The organism is Streptomyces sp. NPDC093801, assembly GCF_040701585.1.
In the GTDB taxonomy this organism is placed as follows: Bacteria; Actinomycetota; Actinomycetes; order Streptomycetales; family Streptomycetaceae; genus Streptomyces.
In genome coordinates this window covers 266,137-283,323 of the sequence record NZ_JBFBDP010000008.1, presented here as the reverse complement: position 1 = coordinate 283,323, position 17,187 = coordinate 266,137, and the positions used below count along the sequence as shown (strand labels likewise).

Below are 17,187 nucleotides of genomic sequence, written 5' to 3'. Positions count from 1 at the left end.
AGATGTCGCAATCCACACCAGGCCAGAAGGCCCTCACCCATTTCAAGATCCCTCAACCGAGACCTGCATCACCCGTCCACAACCTCCCTGGACAGCACACCTAGGCCGCCTCTACGGGAGCACCGCGGTCCCGTCCAGTTCCAGCAGGGCCTCGGTGTCCCAGAGGCGGACCACTCCGACGACGGCCATCGCCGGATAGTCGCGGCCCGCCAGCCGGTGCCAGATCCGCCCCAGTTCGGGGGCGTGGGCGCGGTAGTCCTCCACGTCCACGGCGTACACCGTCACCCGGGCCAGGTCCGAGGGGACGCCGCCCGCCGCCGCGAGGGCCGTCAGCAGGTTGGCCAGGGCGCGCTCGAACTGCTCCGGCAGGGTCCGCCCCACCACCGTGCCCGATCCGTCGAGGGCGGTCTGGCCGGCCAGGAACACCAGCCGGCCGCCGGTGGCGGTGACGGCGTGGGAGAAGCCCGTCGCCGGGGACAGCTCCGGCGGATTGATCCGGTGGGGGCCCGGACGGCCTGCGCTCATCGGGCCGCCACCCCCCGGTACAGCTCCTTGGCGATGATGCCGCGCTGCACCTCGCTGGCCCCCTCGTAGATCCTGGGGGCCCGCACCTCCCGGTACAGGTGCTCCAGCAGGTGGCCCCGGCGCAGGGCGGCCGCCCCGTGCAGCTGGACGGCGTGGTCGACCACGTACTGGGCCGTCTCCGTCGCGAGGAGCTTGGCCATCGCCGCCCGGCGGGGCACGTCCGGGGAGCCGCTGTCGTAGGCGCCGGCCGCCGCGTACACGAGCAGCCGGGCCGCCTCGGTGCGCGTGGCCATCTCCGCCACCCGGTGCGCGACCGCCTGGAGGTCGGCCAGCACCCCGCCGAAGGCGGTACGGCCGGCGGTGTGCGCCAGCGTGGCGTCCAGCGCGGCCCGCGCCATGCCGACCGCGAAGGCCCCCACGCTCGGCCGGAAGAGGTTCAGGGTCTCCATCGCGACCCGGAACCCCTGCCCCGGCTCCCCCAGCACGTCCTCCCGGCCGACGGGCACCCCGGCGAAGGAGAGCGAGCCGATCGGGTGCGGTGAGAGCATGTCGAGCGCCTCCCCGGTCAGCCCCGGCCGGTCCGCCGGGACCAGGAACGCGGTGATGCCCTTGGCGCCCGGCGCCTCACCCGTGCGGGCGAAGACGGTGTAGAAGTCGGCCTCGGGAGCGTTGGAGATCCAGCACTTGGCCCCCTCCAGCCGCCAGCCCGCCCCGTCCGGCGCGGCCGCCAGCGCCAGGGCCGCCGCGTCGGAACCGGCGCCCGGCTCGCTCAGCGCGAACGCCGCCACCAGCCGCCCCGCCCGGACCCCCGGCAGCCACCGCTCCCGCTGGGCCGCGCTGCCCGACCGCAGCACCGGATGGCCTCCGAGACCCTGGAGGGCCAGGGCCGTCTCCGCCTCGGTGCACCCGTAGGCCAGGGACTCCCGCAGCAGGCACAGCTCCAGGGCGCCGGAGCCGAAGACCCGCTCCAGCAGGCCCGCCTCCCCCAGCTCCGCCAGCAGCGGCCGGTTCACCCGGCCGGGCTCGCCCTTCTCGGCGAGCGGCCTCAGCCTCCGCTCCGACAGGTCGCGCAACTGCGCGCACCACTCCTCTTCTTCCCCACCGAGCGCGAATCCGGCCATCCGAAGGCCCCCAAGTCCCGTCGAGTTCCTCTATCGCGTCCTGTTGACTGCCGTCACCATCACGATACGCTCTGGACAGATCAGCACGGCCGGCTCCACCCCAATCCGGACGTCGCAAGGGGGCGAACCCGCCTTGGAGCTCAAGCCTTCCGCCCACACCGACACCTTCGCGCGCGACAGCCTGCCGCCGGCCCACGCCTGGCCGCAGCTCCTCTTCGAGCTGCCCGAACTGGCCTACCCCGACCGGCTCAACTGCGGCGCCGAACTGCTCGACGCCACCATCGGCCGGTTCGGGCCGGACCGGCCCGCCTTCCGCAGCGGCTCGGGCGAGGTGTGGTCGTACGGGGAGCTGCGCGAGCGCGTCGACCGCCTCGCCCATGCCCTCACTGTCGATCTCGGCGTCGTCCCCGGCAACCGGGTGCTGCTGCGCGGCCCCACCGGGCCCTGGCTCGCCGCCTGCTGGCTGGCCGTGATGAAGGCGGGCGCGGTGGCCGTCACCGTACTGGCCCAGCAGCGCGCCCAGGAGCTGGCGACGGTGTGCGCCATGGCCAGGGTCCGGCACGCCGTCTGCCACGCCGACGCCCTCGACGACCTGGCCAGGGCCGAGGTGCCCGGGCTGCGGATCACCCCCTACGGCGGGGACTCCCCCGACGACCTCCTGCGGCTGGCCGGGGCCCACCGCGCGCCCTACCCCGCCGTCGAGACCTCCGCCGACGACGTGGCCCTCATCGCCTTCACCTCCGGTACCACCGGCCGCCCCAAGGGCTGCATGCACTTCCACCGCGACCTCCTCGCCGTCGCCGACACCTTCTCCCGCACCGTCCTGAGACCCCGCCCCGACGACGTGTTCGCCGGCAGTCCTCCCCTCGGGTTCACCTTCGGCCTCGGCGGACTCGTCGTCTTCCCGCTGCGGGCCGGGGCCTGCGCCCTGCTGCTGGAGGAGGCCGCACCCCGCCGTCTGCTGCCCGCCCTCGCCGAACACCGGGTCACCGTCCTGTTCACGGCGCCCACCGCCTACCGCTCGATGCTGGACACCCTCGGCCCCTACGACACCGGCGCGTACGACCTGTCCGCGCTGCGCCGCTGCGTCTCCGCGGGCGAGAACCTGCCCGCCGCCACCTGGCAGGCCTGGTACGAGCGCACCGGGCTGCGGATCATCAACGGCATCGGGGCCACCGAGCTGCTGCACATCTTCATCTCCGCCGCCGACGAGGACATCCGCCCCGGCACCACCGGCCGGGCCGTCCCCGGCTGGCAGGCCCGCGTGGTGGACCCCTCCGGCCGGCCGGTACCGGACAACGAGCCCGGGCTGCTGGCCGTGCGCGGCCCGGTCGGCTGCCGCTACCTGGCCGACCCCCGTCAGGGCGAATACGTACGGGACGGCTGGAACCTGACCGGCGACACCTACGTCCGCGACCCCGACGGCTACTTCCGCTACGTCGCCCGCGCCGACGACATGATCATCTCCTCGGGCTACAACATCGCGGGCCCGGAGGTGGAGGAGGCGCTGCTGCGCCATCCCGACGTGGTGGAGGTCGCGGTGGTGGGCCGCCCGGACGAGCGGCGCGGGCAGGTCGTGGTGGCCTACACCGTGCCGCGCGAGGGGGCCGTGCTCACGGAGGAGGGGCTGAGGACCTTCATGAAGGGGGAGCTGGCCCCCCACAAGTGCCCCCGCTCCTTCGTCTTCCTGCCGGCGCTGCCCCGCACCCCCACCGGGAAGCTTCAGCGCTTCCGGCTGCGCGATCTAGAGTGAACCCGTGGTCGAGCAGCACACTCCGCGATCCCTGATCGTCACCTTCTTCGGCGCCTACGGACGCTCCTTCGACGGCGCCGTCCCGGTGTCCGCCCTGGTCCGCCTGCTGGGCGCGGCCGGCGTCGACGCGCCCTCCGTCCGCTCCTCGGTGTCCCGGCTCAAGCGGCGGGGCTTCCTGGTGCCCGCGAAGGCCGCCGACGGCTCCGCCGGCTACGAGCCCTCCGAGGAGGCCCGGCTGCTGCTGGAGGACGGCGACCGGCGGATCTACGGGGCCGTGCCGGTCTCGCCGGAGTGGCTGGTCGCCGTCTTCTCCGTCCCGGAGCAGGAGCGCCACAAGCGGCACCTGCTGCGCTCGCGCCTGGCCCGGCTGGGCTTCGGGTCGGTGGCCCCGGGGGTGTGGATCGCACCGGCCCAGCTGGCCGAGGAGACGGAACACACCCTGGAGCGGCTGCACCTGACCGGGTACGTGGAGCTCTTCCGCGGCGCCCACCTCGGCTTCGCCCCGACGGCCGAGGCGGTGGCCCGCTGGTGGGACCTGGCCGCCCTGGCCAAGCAGCACGAGGAGTTCCTCGACCTGCACGAACCCGTCCTGCGGGCCCTCCACTCGGGCCCCGAGCCCACCCCCGAGGCGGCCTACCGGGCCTACCTGCCCGCCCTGGACACCTGGCGGCGACTGCCCTACGCGGACCCGGGGCTGCCGCGGGAGCTGCTCCCGGCCGACTGGCCGGGCGACCGGGCCGCGGCGGTCTTCACCGAGCTGCACGCCCGGCTGCGCGACACGGGTGCCCGCTTCGTACAGCCGTAGCGGGGCGGTGCGCGTCGTCCGGCCGGCCTCTTCGTGCGCATTCACGGTTCCTCCTCGTCCCAGGGCCCGCCGCGGGTCGGCGGGGCCGGTGTCCTGCTCGCACTCCCAAGATCCCAGCGGCGCGGCCCCGGCTCCTCCCCCACGCGGGGGGGATCGCCTCCCCCGCCCGGGGGAGCGCTCCCGCGGCCCCGCGCGCCCCCCCGGAAAAACCCGGTGCGGTCCTCCTCCCGCGCCCGTCACGATGGGGCATGGCCTGGACCTTCAGCACCGATCCGGCGGCCTGTCCGGCCGCCGCGCGCCGGACCGTCGCAGCGCACCCCGTCGTCAACACCACCCTGCTGGGCGTCATCGACGCCCTGGAGCGGCGCGGCCCGCGGGCCTACGGCGACGCCGAACCCGTCTTCGGCTGGTGGACCGGAGCCGACGGAAGGGCCGGCGGGGTCGTACTGCACACCCCGCCGTTCCCGCTGCTGCTCGGCGTCCTGCCCGCCGAGGCGGTCCGGGCCCTGGGCGGCGCCCTCTCGTCGGAGCCCCTGCTCGCGCGCGTGCGCAGCCTGACCCTCCGCCGCACCGACGCCCGGACGCTGGCCGACGCCTGGGCCGTCCCGACCCGCGTCGCCGAGGAGCTCCGCCTGTACCGGCTGGGCACCCTGACGGCCCCCGACCCGGCCCCCGCAGGACGGGCCCGGCGCGCCACCGAGGCGGACCTGCCGCTGCTGGCGCGGTGGTGCGCGGAGTTCAACCGGGAGTGCGGCATCCCCGGCGCCCCCTCCGAGGCCTCCCTGCGCGACCGGATCTCGTACGGCGGGTTCCTCGTCTGGGAGCGGGACGGCCGGCCGGTGTCCCTGGCGGCCTTCTTCCGGCCGATCGGCTCCGCCTCGCGCATCGGACCCGTCTACACCCCGCCCGCCGAGCGCCGCCGCGGCTACGCCGCCGGGGTGACGCACGCGGTGAGCGGGGCGGCGTACGGGGCCGGGGCGGGCGAGGTGCTGCTCTTCGCCGACCTGGCCAACCCCACCAGCAACGGCGTCTACCGGCGCCTCGGCTTCACGCCCGTCGAGGACCGCGTCGAGCTGGTCCGCGCCTGAACCCCTGCGGCCCGGCCCCCGGGAGCCCCCTCACCCCTTCCCGGTGGGCGGCTTGCGGCTGCCCGCCCGGTACGGGGCCGGCCAGGGGGCGCCCGGGCCCGCGTACCCCTGGTCGGCGGCCGCGTGCAGGGTCCAGTGCGGGTCGTACAGGTGCGGCCGGCCCAGGGCGCACAGGTCGGCGCGGCCGGCCAGCAGCAGGGAGTTGACGTCGTCCCAGGAGGAGATCGCCCCGACGGCGATGACGGGCACGCCCAGGGCGTTGCGGATCCGGTCGGCGTACGGGGTCTGGTACGAGCGCCCGTACTCCGGGGCCTCGTCCGCGACCACCTGTCCGGTGGACACGTCGACGGCGTCCGCGCCGTGCGCGGCGAAGGCGGCGGCGATCCGCTCCGCCTCCTCCGGGGTGGTGCCGCCGGGGGCCCAGTCGGTCGCCGACAGCCGGACCGTCATCGGGCGCTCCTCGGGCCAGACCTCGCGGACGGCGTCGAAGACCTCCAGGGGGAAGCGCAGCCGGTTCTCCAGGGGGCCGCCGTAGGCGTCGTCGCGGTGGTTGGTGAGCGGGGAGAGGAAGCCGGACAGCAGGTAGCCGTGCGCACAGTGCAGTTCGAGCAGGTCGAACCCGCAGTCGGCGGCCCGTGCGGCGGCCGCCGCGAAGTCGGAGCGGACGGCCGCGAGGCCGGCCGCCCCCAGGGCGCGCGGGACGGCGGAGACGCCGGGCCTGTAGGGCAGGGCGGAGGCGGCGACCAGCGGCCAGTTGCCCTCGGGGAGCGGCTCGTCCATGCCCTCCCACATGAGGCGTGTCGAGCCCTTGCGGCCGGAGTGGCCGAGCTGGACGCCGAGGGCGGTGCCGGGCGCGGAGGTGTGGACGAAGTCGGCGATCCGCTTCCAGGCGGCCGCCTGCTCGGCGGTCCACAGGCCGGCGCAGCCGGGGGTGATCCGGCCTTCGGCGCTGACGCAGACCATCTCCGTCATGACCAGCCCGGCCCCGCCGAGGGCCCGCCCGCCCAGGTGCACCAGGTGGAAGTCGCCGGGCACCCCCTCCTCGGCGGAGTACATGTCCATCGGCGAGACGACGACCCGGTTGCGCAGGGTCAGCCCGCGCAGGGTGAACGGGGTGAACATGGGCGGGGTCGCCGCCCCGTCGGGCCCCTGCGGCGGGCAGCCGAAGTCGGCCTCCACCGCGCGGGTGAACCGGGCGTCGCGCAGCCGCAGGTTGTCGTGGGTGACCCGGCGGCTGCGGGTGAGCAGGTTGAAGGCGAACTGCCGGGCGGGCTGGCCGACGTAGCCGCCGATCTCCTCGAACCAGCGCATGCTGGCGGCGGCCGCCCGCTGCGTGCTGGCCACGGCGGGCCTGCGCTCGGCCTCGTACGCGGCCAGGGCGTCGGGGATCCCGGGGTGCGCGGCCAGCGCCCCGGCGAGCGCGAGGGCGTCCTCGACGGCGAGTTTGGTGCCGGAGCCGATGGAGAAGTGGGCCGTGTGGGCGGCGTCGCCGAGGAGGACCACGTTCCCGTGCGACCAGCGCTCGTTGACGACGGTGCGGAACCGGGTCCAGGCGGAGCGGTTGCCGCGCAGCGGCCTGCCCCGCAGCGCCTCGGCGAAGATCTTGGAGCAGCGGGCGGCGGACTCCGCTTCGTCGCAGAGGTCGAGGCCGGCCGCCCGCCACACCTCCTCGCGCATCTCGACGATGGCGGTGGAGGAGTCGGCGGAGTACGGGTAGGCGTGCAGCTGCATGATGCCGTGCTCGGTCTCCGCGATCTCGAAGCGGAAGGCGTCGAAGGCGAAGTCGGCGGCGAGCCAGACGTAGCGGCAGCGGCCGGGGGTCACGGTGGGCCGGAAGTGGGCGGCGCCGCTCTCGCGGGTGGCGCTGTGCACCCCGTCGGCCGCGACGACCAGGTCGTGGGAGCGGGCCAGGGACCGGGCGTCGGGGGCCTCGGCGCGGAAGCGGAGGCGGACTCCGAGGGCTTCGCAGCGGGCGTGCAGGATCTCCAGGAGCCGGCGCCGGCCGAGGGCGGCGAAGCCGTGGCCGCCGGAGGTCAGCAGCCGGCCCCGGTGGACGACGTCCACGTCGTCCCAGCGGACGAACTCGGCGGCGAGGGCGGCGTGGACGACCGTGTCGGCCCGTTCGATGCCGCCGAGGGTCTCGTCGGAGAGGACGACGCCGAAGCCGAAGGTGTCGTCGGGGGCGCCGCGCTCCCACAGGTCGACGGCGTGCCCCTGCCGGGCCAGCAGTGCGGCGGCGTAGAGCCCGCCCGGTCCCCCGCCGACGACGGCCACCCGCCGGACGGGCGCGGACCCGGTGACGGAGACGGACATGGGGCTACCTGCCCTTCCACTGCGGCGGCCGCTTCCCGGTGAAGGCGGCGTGGAACTCGGCGTAGTCCCGGCCGTGCATCAGCAGGGCCTGGGTGCTGGCGTCCAGCTCCACGGAGGCGGCCAGCGGCATGTCGAGCTCGGCGGTGAGCAGGGCCTTGGTCTGGGCGTGGGCGAGGGCGGGCCCGGCGGCGAGGCGGGCGGCGAGTTCGGCGGCCCGGGCGTCGGCCTCGCCCTCGTCGACGAGCTCGCTGAGCAGCCCGATGCGCTCCGCCTCGGGGGCGCGTACGGGCTCCCCGAGCATCAGGATCCGGGTGGCGTGGCCGAGGCCGACGACCCGGGGCAGCAGGTAGGCGGCGCCCATGTCGCCGCCGGAGAGCCCGACGCGGGTGAAGAGGAAGGCGAAGCGGGCGGTGGGGTCGGCGATGCGGAAGTCGGCGGCGAGGGCCAGTACGGCCCCGGCCCCGGCGGCCACGCCGTGGACGGCGGCGATCACCGGGAAGGGGCATTCGCGGACGGCGCGGACGACCTGGCCGGTCATCCGGTTGAAGTCGAGGAGTTCGGCGGTGTCCATGGCGAGGGTGGCGCCGATGATCTCGTCCACGTCCCCGCCGGAGCAGAAGCCGCGGCCCTCGCCGGCCAGTACGAGGGCGCGCACGGAACGGGTCCGGGAGAGTTCGGCGAGCAGATCGCGCAGGTCGGCGTAGGCGCCGAAGGTGAGCGCGTTCAGCTTCTCGGGGCGGTCGAGGGTGACGGTGGCGATGCCGTCCTTGCGGGTGACCCGCAGGTGGCGCCACTGTCCGGTCGCTGGTGTGGAACCGGTGAAGGGGCTCACGCGTACGACGCTATCACTGACTTGTGACTGCCGTCACGGAAACGCGACATCCGAGGGAGGGGGCGGCCCGGGGACCCGGGGCCGGGGTGCCCTGCGGGGCGCGCCGGCCGCTCCGTTAGGTTGAAAGCGGGAGTTCCTCTTCCCCTGTCCGCCACCCCGATGGAACGGAAGGACCAGCCGTGCCCGACGCCTGCGCCTGGCGGCTCACGCTGCCGCACACGGCCGCCGCGGTGCCCATGGCCCGCGCCCTGGTCCGTACGGCCCTCACGGACACGGGACCGCACGCCGACCGCGACACCGCCGAGCTGCTGACCGCCGAGCTGGTCGCCAACGCCGTGGAGCACACCACCGCGGGGGCGCCGATCGAGCTGGTCGTGGAGACGCGGGCGGACGGCTGCCAGGTGGAGGTCCACGACGGCGATCCGCGGCCGCCCGGCGAGCTCACCGCCCTCCCGCACGAGGAGCACCCCGACCCCTGGCAGGAGCACGGCCGCGGCCTGGTGCTGCTCCGGGCGCTGAGCTCCGCCTGCGGCCACCGCCCCACCGAACGCGGCAAGGCCGTCTGGTTCACCCTGCCGGCCGCCGCGGCCGCGGTCCGGCCCCGCGGCGGCCGGCCCGAGCGGCCCGCATGACTATGCGGCGGGCTTCGCCAGCGTCGCGACGAGCACGGCCTTGATGGTGTGCAGCCGGTTCTCCGCCTCGTCGAAGACGACGGAGTGCGCCGACTCGAACACCTCGTCCGAGACCTCCAGCCATTCCAGCCCGTGCCGCTCGTGGACCTCCCGGGCCACCCCGGTGCCGAGGTCGTGGTAGGCGGGCAGGCAGTGCAGGAACCGCACGTCCGGGTTCCCGGTCGCGCGCAGGACGTCCATGGTGACGGCGTACGGGGCCAGGGCCGCGATCCGTTCGTCCCAGACCTCCTTGGGCTCGCCCATCGAGACCCACACGTCGGTGGCCACGAAGTCGGCCTGCGCCACGCCCTCGGCCACCTCCTCCGTCAGGGTGATCCGCGCCCCGCTGGACGCGGCCAGCTCGCGGGCCCGCGCCACGACCGCCTCGGCCGGCCAGTACTCCTTGGGCGCGACGATCCGTACGTCCATGCCCAGGAGGGCGCCGGTCACCAGGTAGGAGTTGCCCATGTTGAAGCGGGCGTCCCCCAGGTAGGCGAAGGCGGTCCGCTCCAGCGGCTTGGCGCAGTGCTCGGTCATGGTGAGCACGTCGGCCAGCATCTGGGTGGGGTGCCAGTCGTCGGTGAGGCCGTTGAAGACGGGCACGCCGGAGTGCGCGGCGAGCTCCTCGACCGCCTGCTGGCTGTCGCCCCGGTACTCGATGCCGTCGAACATCCGGCCGAGCACCCGCGCGGTGTCGCGGACGGTCTCCTTGTGCCCCATCTGGGAGCCGGAGGGGTCGAGGTAGGTGGTGTGGGCCCCCTGGTCGGCGGCGGCGACCTCGAAGGCGCAGCGGGTGCGCGTGGAGGTCTTCTCGAAGATCAGGGCGATGTTCTTCCCCTGGAGACGGCGCTCCTCGACGCCCGCCTTCTTGGCCGCCTTGAGTTCGGCGGCGAGCTCGACCAGACCGCGGAACTCGGCGGCGGTGAAGTCGAGCTCCTTGAGGAAACTGCGGCCGAAGAGGTCGGTGGCCATCGGGACTCCAGGGGGACGCTGACAGGGGATTGTGGAAGTCTATACGATCCCCTGCATTCATATTCAGTCGGATGGATCACATGTGCGGTGGCCGCACCCGTGATCACCAGCCCGTACCCCTCAGCCTGCCCTCACCCGGCGTCCCGTTCCACCGGGCAGCTCATGCAGCGCGGGCCGCCGCGGCCCCGTCCCAGCTCGCTGCCGGGGATCTCGATCACCTCGATGCCCTCCTTGCGCAGGTGCGTGTTGGTGGTGACGTTCCGCTCGTACGCGACGACCACCCCCGGCTCCACCGCCAGCACGTTGCACCCGTCGTCCCACTGCTCGCGCTCGGCCGAGTGCACGTCCTGCCCCGCGGTCAGCACCCGCACCCGGTCCAGGCCCAGCGCGGATGCGATCGCCCGGTGCATGTGCTCCGGCGGGTGGTCGCTCACCTGGAGTTCGCTCGCCCCCCGCCCCGGCCGGATGGTGTAGGAGCGCAGCATGCCGAGGCCCGCGTACTGGGTGAACGTTTCCGCGTCGACCATCGTCATCACCGTGTCCAGGTGCATGAACGCCCGCCGCTTGGGCATGTCGAGCGCCACGATGACCGACGCCGACCCGGCCGCGAACAGCCCCCGGGCGAGCATCTCCACCGCCTGCGGGGTGGTCCGCTCGCTCATCCCGATCAGGACGGCGCCGTTGCCGATGACCAGGACGTCCCCGCCCTCGATGGTCGAGGGGTAGTCCGACTGCCCCTGCGACCAGTAGTGGAAGGGGCCCGAGCCGGTGAAGAGGGGGTGGTGCCGGTAGATCGCCTCGAAGTGCACGGTCTCGCGCTGCCGGGCCGGCCAGCGCATGGCGTTGATGGACACCCCGTCGTAGATCCAGGCGGAGGTGTCGCGGGTGAAGAGGTGGTTGGGCAGCGGCCCCAGCAGGAAGCCGTCCATGTCCAGCGCGTGGAAGCGCACCGACACCGGCTCGCTGTGCCGCTCCAGGAACTCACGCTTCGTCATGCCGCCGACCAGCGCGTCCGCGAGCTCGGCCGAGGGCAGCCCGTCGAAGACCGAGCGCAGGTGGGCGGTGGCGAGCGGCCCGTACTCCTTCTCGTCGAAGACCCGCTCCAGTACGAGGTGGCGCGCCTCGGTGATGTCGAGGGCCTCGCGGAGCAGGTCGCCGAAGAGGTGGACGGCGACGCCCCGGTCGCGCAGCACGTCGGCGAAGCCGTCGTGCTCCTGGCGGGCGCGGCGCACCCACAGCACGTCGTCGAAGAGCAGCGCGTCCTTGTTGCTCGGCGTGAGCCGCTTCAGCTCCAGGTCGGGGCGGTGGAGGATGACGCGGCGAAGCCGCCCGGTCTCGGAGTCGACATGGAATCCCATGCCGTACACGTACCCAGACCGAACGGCTTTCCGACCAGAGGTCGGTCGCGCGGATCAGCGCAGGCCGAGAAGCGCCGACGGGGAGCCGACGAGGTCCGGGGCGACCACGCCCAGCTTGGGGGCGGTCAGGTTCGGGATCCCGTAGTTGCTGCCGTCGGGCATGGTCAGCGGGGCGCCCAGGACCGCGCCGGGGGTGCGGGTGACCACGGTGGTCGCCGGGGACTCCAGGGTGCCCTCGCCGTCCGTCTCCTTGGAGCCCAGCAGGTTGGGCACCGGTGAGGCGACCTTGGTGAGCCCGAGGTCGGTGGCGACCGGGACGGCCGGGAGCAGTGGGGTCGGCAGCAGGTCGCCCTTGTGGTGGACGGGCGCCTCGGGGGCTCCGACGACCGGCATCGGGACGGCGGTGGCCACCTGCGGGGCGGGCACGCCCAGCGTGGTCTCCACGGCCTCCAGCGGGACCCCCACCGGAACCGAGTCGGCCAGGGCCGGGGAGGTCGCGGCGGCCGCGGCCATACAGGTCATGAGCGCCGCAATGCTTCCGCGCGCGGTCATCTTCATAGGTGACGTTCCGTCCTTCCAGGGTCGCGGACACTCCGCTGCCCTGGATGAACGATCCCGCCGGCGGTTTTCCCGGCCTTCTCCGCGAAAGTTCCCCCATACGACCTAATTCGAGGCCGTACGGGGGCCGCCGCTTTACGCGGTCTTCCGTTTCACAGTCGGGGGTCGACCGGCTCCGACTCCAGGGCGAGGACGGCGAACACCGCCTCGTGGACCCGCCACAGCGGCTCGTCCACCGCCAGCCGGTCCAGCGCCTCCAGGCCCAGCGCGTACTCGCGCAGGGCGAGCGAGCGCTTGTGCCCGAGGAACCTCTCGCGCAGCCGCTCCAGCCGGTCGGGGCGGGTGTACTCCGGGCCGTAGATGATCCGCAGGTACTCGCGCCCGCGCACCTTCAGCCCCGGCTGGACCAGCCGCCCCTTCCCGTCCCGGGCGTAGGCCTGGAGCGGTTTGACGACCATGCCCTCACCGCCCGCCCCGGTCAGCTCCAGCCACCAGTCGGTGCCCGCGCGGACCGAGTCCTCGTCGGCGGTGTCCACGTACACCCGGCGGGTGCGGCGCAGCAGCGGGTCGGCGGAGCGCTCGTCGGCGTCGGCGAGGCGGTCCAGCCAGGCGAGCTGCTCGTCGTGCGGTACGGCCGCCAGGGACCGCCCGGCCGCGGCGAGCAGCTGGAACGGCGCGAACCGTACGCCCTCCAGCCCCTCGGTGGTCCAGCAGTAGCGCCGGTAGGCCTCGGTGAAGGCCTCGGCGTCGGCGGACCGTCCGCGCTGGCGCTCCAGCAGTCCGCCCGTGTCCACGCCCCGGGCCTCGGCGGCGGCCAGGGCGGCCACGGCCTCCGGCAGGACGGTACGGGAGGCCGCGCCGACGGCCGCGTACTGGTTGCGCAGCAGGCCGGTGGACTTCAGTGACCAGGGCAGGAGTTCCCCGTCCAGCAGCAGCCAGTCCGTGCCGAGCTCCTCCCACAGTCCGGCGCCGTCCACGGCCGCGCGCAGCCGGGCGAGGAACTCCTCGGTGAGCTCCGGCTCCTGGAAGAACGGGCGCCCGGTGCGGGTGTAGAGGGAGCCGGTGGGGCCGCCCTCGACGCCGAAGCGCGTCCGGGCGGTGGCGGCGTCCCGGCACAGCAGCACGGTGGCGCGGGAGCCCATGTGCTTCTCCTCGCACACGACCCGCCCGATGCCGTCGGCCCGGTACTGGGCGAAGGCCTCGACGGGGTGCTCCAGCCAGCCGTCCTCCCGGGAGGTGGCCGTCGGCGCCATGGTCGGCGGCAGGTACGGCACCAGGCGGGGGTCGACCGCGAAGCGGCTCATGACCTCCAGGGCGGCGGCCGCGTTCTCCTCGCGGACGCCCACGTTGCCCAGGTGGCGGGTCTCCACGACACGGCGGCCCTGCACGTCGGCCAGGTCGAGCGGGCGGCCGTCGAGCCCTCCGGGCGCCTCGGCTGCCAGCGGCTTGACGGGCTCGTACCAGACCTTCTCCGCGGGTACGTCGACCAGTTCGCGCTCGGGCCAGCGCAGGGCGGTCATCCGGCCGCCGAAGACGGCGCCGGTGTCGAGGCAGATGGTGTTGTTGATCCAGGTGGTGTCCGGGACGGGGGTGTGTCCGTAGACCACGGCCGCCCTGCCCCGGTAGTCCTCGGCCCACGGGTAGCGCACGGGCAGGCCGAACTCGTCGGTCTCGCCGGTGGTCTCCCCGTAGAGGGCGTGCGAGCGGACCCGGCCGGAGGTGCGCCCGTGGTACTTCTCGGGCAGCCCGGCGTGGCAGACCACCAGCCGGCCGCCGTCGAGGACGTAGTGGCTGACCAGGCCGGAGATGAACTCCCTGACCTCCTTCGCGAACTCCTCGCTCTCGCGGGAGAGCTGTTCGACCGTTTCGGCGAGGCCGTGGGTCTGCCGGACCGTGGACCCCTTGAGGTAACGGCCGAGCTTGTTCTCGTGGTTCCCCGGCACGCACAGCGCGTTGCCGGACCTGACCATGCCCATCACCCGGCGCAGCACGCCGGGGCTGTCGGGGCCGCGGTCGACGAGGTCGCCGACGAAGACGGCGGTGCGGCCCGCCGGGTGGACGCCGTCCTCGTAGCCGAGCTTGCCGAGCAGGGTCTCCAGCTCGGAGGAGCAGCCGTGGACGTCACCGATGATGTCGAAGGGGCCGGTGAGGTGGGTGAGGTCGTTGAAGCGCTTCTCCCGCACCACCTCGGCGGATTCGGCCTCTTCCACGGTGCGCAGGACGTGTACCTTGCGGAAGCCCTCGCGCTCCAGTCCGCGCAGCGAGCGGCGCAGTTCCGAGCGGTGGCGCTGGATGACGCGGCGCGGCAGGCCGGCACGGTCGGGGCGGGCCGCGTTGCGTTCGGCGCAGACCGACTCGGGCATGTCGAGGACGATGGCGATGGGCAGGACGTCGTGCTCGCGGGCCAGGCGGACAAGCTCGCGGCGGGGCTCCTTCTGGACGCTGGTGGCGTCGACGACCGTGAGGCGTCCGGCGGCCAGCCGCTTCCCGGCGATGTAGTGGAGGACCTCGAAGGCGTCCTTGCTGGCGCTCTGGTCGTTCTCGTCGTCGGCGACCAGGCCGCGGCAGGAGTCGGAGGACAGGATCTCGGTGGGTCTGAAGTGCTTGCGGGCGAAGGTGGACTTGCCCGATCCGGTGGCCCCGACGAGGACGACGAGGGACAGGTCGGTGACGGGGAGCACGCGGTGGGCGGTGGGGGTGGTCATGCTGCCTCTCCCTCCTTCGGGATGTCGGCGGTGTCGGTGGTGTCGGCCGCTGTGGTGCCGGCCGCTGTGGTGCCGGCCGCGGCGGGCTCGTCGGCGCGGGTGAAGACGGCCATCTGGGTCGGCGGGCCGACCTCGGGGTCCTCGTCGCCCACGGGCCGGTACGCGACGGCGTAGCCGTGCCGGGTGGCGACCCGGTCGGCCCAGGCGCGGAACTCCCCGCGGGTCCACTCGAAACGGTGGTCGCGGTGGCGGAGCCGTCCGGCGGGCAGGGACTCCCAGCGGACGTTGTACTCGACGTTCGGGGTGGTCACGAGGACCGTGCGGGGGCGGGCCGAGCCGAAGACGGCGTACTCCAGGGCGGGCAGCCTCGGCAGGTCCAGGTGCTCGATGACCTCGCTGAGCACGGCCGCGTCGTAGCCGGCCAGCCGCTTGTCGGTGTAGGCCAGGGAACCCTGGAGCAGCCGGACCCGGGAGCTCTGCCGTTCGCCCATCCGCTCCGGCCTCAGTCGGCGGGAGGCGGTGGTCAGGGCCCGCACGGAGACGTCCACGCCGACGATCTCGGTGAACGCGGTGTCCCGCAGGAGCGCCTGGACGAGCTGCCCCTCACCACAGCCCAGGTCGAGGACCCGGGCCGCTCCGGCCTCGCGCAGCACGGCGAGGACCGCGTCGCGGCGGCGTACCGCGAGGGGCACGGAGCGCTCCCGCTGCCCGCCGTCCGGTCCGGCCGCCTCGCCCACGGCGTTGTCGAGCTCCTCGGCCTCGCTGCCGTCGGCCTCGGCGAGGCGCGCCAGTTCCAGGCGTTCCATGGCGCTCTGGGTGAGCCGCTTGTGGCGGGCCAGGTAGCGGGCGGTGATGAGCGCGTGCTCGGGGTGGGCCGCCAGCCAGCCGTCTCCGGCGCGCAGCAGCTTGTCCACCTCGTCGGGGGCGACCCAGTAGTGCTTGGAGTCGTCGAGTACGGGCAGCAGCACGTACAGCTGGCGCAGGGCGTCCTCCAGCCGGAGCTCGCCCTCCAGCACCAGCCGCAGGTAGCGGCTGTCGCCCCAGGCGGGGAAGTGCTCGTCCAGGGCGATCGGGGTGGTCTCCACGCAGTCCCAGCCCAGGGGCGCGAACAGGCGGCGCACCAGGTCGGCGCCGCCCCGGGCGGGCAGTACCGGTATCTCGATCCGCAGCGGGCGCGCCCGGCCCGGGAGTTCGGGCCGGGCCCCGCACCGGCCCTTGAGGGCGGTGCGGAAGACCCCGCTCAGCGCGACGGCGAGCAGCGAGGAGGCCGCGTACGGACGGTCGTTGACGTACTGCGCGAGCGCGGCGTCGGGCGCCCCGCCCCGGCCCTTGCCCTGGCCGCGCCGCACGAGCGCGACGGGGTCCACCTCGAGGAGCAGCGCGGCGGTGCAGCGCTGGTCGGTCGCCTCGGGGTAGAAGACGTGGGCGGTGCCGTGGGAGGTGGCGAAGGCCTGCGTCCTCCCGGGATGCTTGTGCAGCAGGAATCCCAGGTCAGTGGCAGGTTTCTCCGTGGTGCCGGTCGTGCTGATCGTCAGGAACATGCGCTTCAGTATGTGCCGGGGCTCCCCCGCGGCCCACTGGTTTTCCTGCCGGTGGCGAACGGTGGAGAGCGGCGCGCAGGCCGGTGATCCAGGGCGGCCCGATGCGGCAGCAGCCGCCGATGAGCCGGGCCCCGGCTTCCTGCCAGGCGGCGGTGGGCCAGGGGGCGGGGTGCGCGGGGGCGTGCCAGGTGCGGGTCCCGGCGTCCCAGACGGAGCCGTCGTTGGGATAGGCCAGCAGCGGCTTGGCCGTGACGGAGGCGGCGGCCTCCAGGGCGGGCAGCACGTCCGCCGGATCGCAGCAGTTGACGCCGACCGCGATCACCTCGGGTACGTCGGCGGCCAGCGCGAAGGCCTCCGCCAGGGGCTGGCCGGCCCGGGTGCGGCCGTCGGCGACGGTGTAGCTCAGCCAGGCCCGCGCACCTGTGCCGGCCAGTACCCGCAGCAGGGCCTCCGCCTCCTCGGCGTCCGGGACGGTCTCCAGCGCCAGGACGTCCGGCCCCGCCGCCAGCAGCGCCTCGATCCGGGGGCGGTGGAAGGCGGCCAGCGCGTCCCGGGTGAGCCCGTACCGGCCCCGGTATTCGGAGCCGTCGGCGAGGACCGCGCCGTAGGGCCCCACCGAGGCGGCCACCCACACGCCGTGCCCGGCGGCGCGGGCCGCGCCGTCGGCCACCAGGACGGCGCGCTCCAGCAGACCGGGGTCGTCGCCGACCTGGTAGCTCGCGGTGATCAGCACCTCGGCGCCGGCCCGGGCGTAGGCCGTGTGGGCGGCCTCCACCTGGTCCGGGCGCTCGGTGAGCACCCGGCCGGTCCAGAGGTCGCCGGACAGGTCGCAGCCCTGGTCGGCGAGCTGGTTGCTCAGCCCGCCGTCCAGGAGCACGGGCCCGCGGGCCAGGGCTTCGGCGAGCGGGCCGGTCGCGCGGGGCATCGGCGGGTCCTCCGTCCGGT

Annotated in this window: 14 protein-coding genes; 4 read left to right on the top strand and 10 right to left on the bottom strand. The window is 74.5% G+C overall.

All coding sequences use genetic code 11. The features are described 5' to 3' along the window. Positions 1 to 111 precede the first annotated feature (111 nt). A complete protein-coding gene (locus AB0469_RS11790) occupies positions 112 to 525 on the bottom strand; it encodes a RidA family protein (RefSeq protein WP_042813284.1) in 414 nt (137 codons plus the stop codon). Continuing rightward, complete coding sequence (locus AB0469_RS11785) at positions 522 to 1,646, bottom strand: acyl-CoA dehydrogenase family protein (RefSeq protein ID WP_366451171.1); 1,125 nt, start codon at positions 1,644 to 1,646, stop codon at positions 522 to 524. Before AB0469_RS11785 ends, AB0469_RS11790 begins: the two co-directional genes overlap by 4 nt. A gap of 133 nt (positions 1,647 to 1,779) precedes the next feature. Here AB0469_RS11785 and AB0469_RS11780 point away from each other — a divergent pair, with 133 nt between their 5' ends. From AB0469_RS11780 to AB0469_RS11770, 3 genes are all read left to right on the top strand, one after another. Continuing rightward, entirely contained in the window at positions 1,780 to 3,399 is a 1,620-nt protein-coding gene (locus tag AB0469_RS11780; RefSeq protein ID WP_366451170.1) for an AMP-binding protein, read from the top strand. Positions 3,400 to 3,403: 4 nt separating this feature from the next. Beyond that, positions 3,404 to 4,204: a PaaX family transcriptional regulator C-terminal domain-containing protein gene (locus AB0469_RS11775; RefSeq protein WP_366451169.1), complete on the top strand. Its 801-nt coding sequence runs from the start codon at positions 3,404 to 3,406 to the stop codon at positions 4,202 to 4,204. 248 nt (positions 4,205 to 4,452) lie between these two features. After that, positions 4,453 to 5,292, top strand: a complete 840-nt coding sequence (locus AB0469_RS11770) for a GNAT family N-acetyltransferase (RefSeq protein WP_366451168.1) — start codon at positions 4,453 to 4,455, stop codon at positions 5,290 to 5,292. Between the two features lie 30 nt (positions 5,293 to 5,322). On the opposite strand, the gene AB0469_RS11765 is transcribed toward AB0469_RS11770, so the two are convergent. After that, positions 5,323 to 7,605: a bifunctional salicylyl-CoA 5-hydroxylase/oxidoreductase gene (locus AB0469_RS11765; RefSeq protein WP_366451167.1), complete on the bottom strand. Its 2,283-nt coding sequence runs from the start codon at positions 7,603 to 7,605 to the stop codon at positions 5,323 to 5,325. Positions 7,606 to 7,609: 4 nt separating this feature from the next. After that, a complete protein-coding gene (locus AB0469_RS11760; RefSeq protein ID WP_366451166.1) occupies positions 7,610 to 8,437 on the bottom strand; it encodes an enoyl-CoA hydratase family protein in 828 nt (275 codons plus the stop codon). A 179-nt stretch (positions 8,438 to 8,616) separates the two neighbouring features. On the opposite strand from AB0469_RS11760, the gene AB0469_RS11755 reads away from it, so the two are divergent. Continuing rightward, on the top strand, positions 8,617 to 9,069 hold the full coding sequence (locus AB0469_RS11755; RefSeq protein WP_366451165.1) for an ATP-binding protein: 453 nt from the start codon (positions 8,617 to 8,619) through the stop codon (positions 9,067 to 9,069). Here AB0469_RS11755 and argF read toward each other — a convergent pair whose 3' ends face one another. From argF to mmuM, 6 genes are all read right to left on the bottom strand, one after another. After that, entirely contained in the window at positions 9,070 to 10,080 is a 1,011-nt protein-coding gene (gene argF / locus AB0469_RS11750; RefSeq protein WP_366451164.1) for an ornithine carbamoyltransferase, read from the bottom strand. Between the two features lie 131 nt (positions 10,081 to 10,211). After that, positions 10,212 to 11,438 carry an arginine deiminase gene (locus AB0469_RS11745; RefSeq protein WP_366451163.1) on the bottom strand — a complete coding sequence of 409 codons (1,227 nt, stop codon included), beginning with the start codon at positions 11,436 to 11,438 and terminating at the stop codon, positions 10,212 to 10,214. A gap of 54 nt (positions 11,439 to 11,492) precedes the next feature. Then, positions 11,493 to 11,990 (bottom strand): hypothetical protein, encoded by a 498-nt coding sequence (locus AB0469_RS11740; RefSeq protein WP_366451162.1) that lies wholly within the window; start codon positions 11,988 to 11,990, stop codon positions 11,493 to 11,495. 158 nt (positions 11,991 to 12,148) lie between these two features. Further along, a complete protein-coding gene (locus AB0469_RS11735) occupies positions 12,149 to 14,701 on the bottom strand; it encodes a polynucleotide kinase-phosphatase (protein ID WP_366451161.1) in 2,553 nt (850 codons plus the stop codon). Beyond that, positions 14,698 to 16,242 (bottom strand): 3' terminal RNA ribose 2'-O-methyltransferase Hen1, encoded by a 1,545-nt coding sequence (locus AB0469_RS11730; RefSeq protein ID WP_366451160.1) that lies wholly within the window; start codon positions 16,240 to 16,242, stop codon positions 14,698 to 14,700. The genes AB0469_RS11735 and AB0469_RS11730 overlap by 4 nt, the downstream gene beginning before the upstream one ends. Next, the gene (gene mmuM / locus AB0469_RS11725; protein ID WP_366451159.1) at positions 16,193 to 17,167 is read right to left on the bottom strand and encodes a homocysteine S-methyltransferase; all 975 of its coding nucleotides are present in this window, start codon (positions 17,165 to 17,167) and stop codon (positions 16,193 to 16,195) included. The genes AB0469_RS11730 and mmuM overlap by 50 nt, the downstream gene beginning before the upstream one ends. Between the last annotated feature and the right edge of the window lie 20 nt (positions 17,168 to 17,187).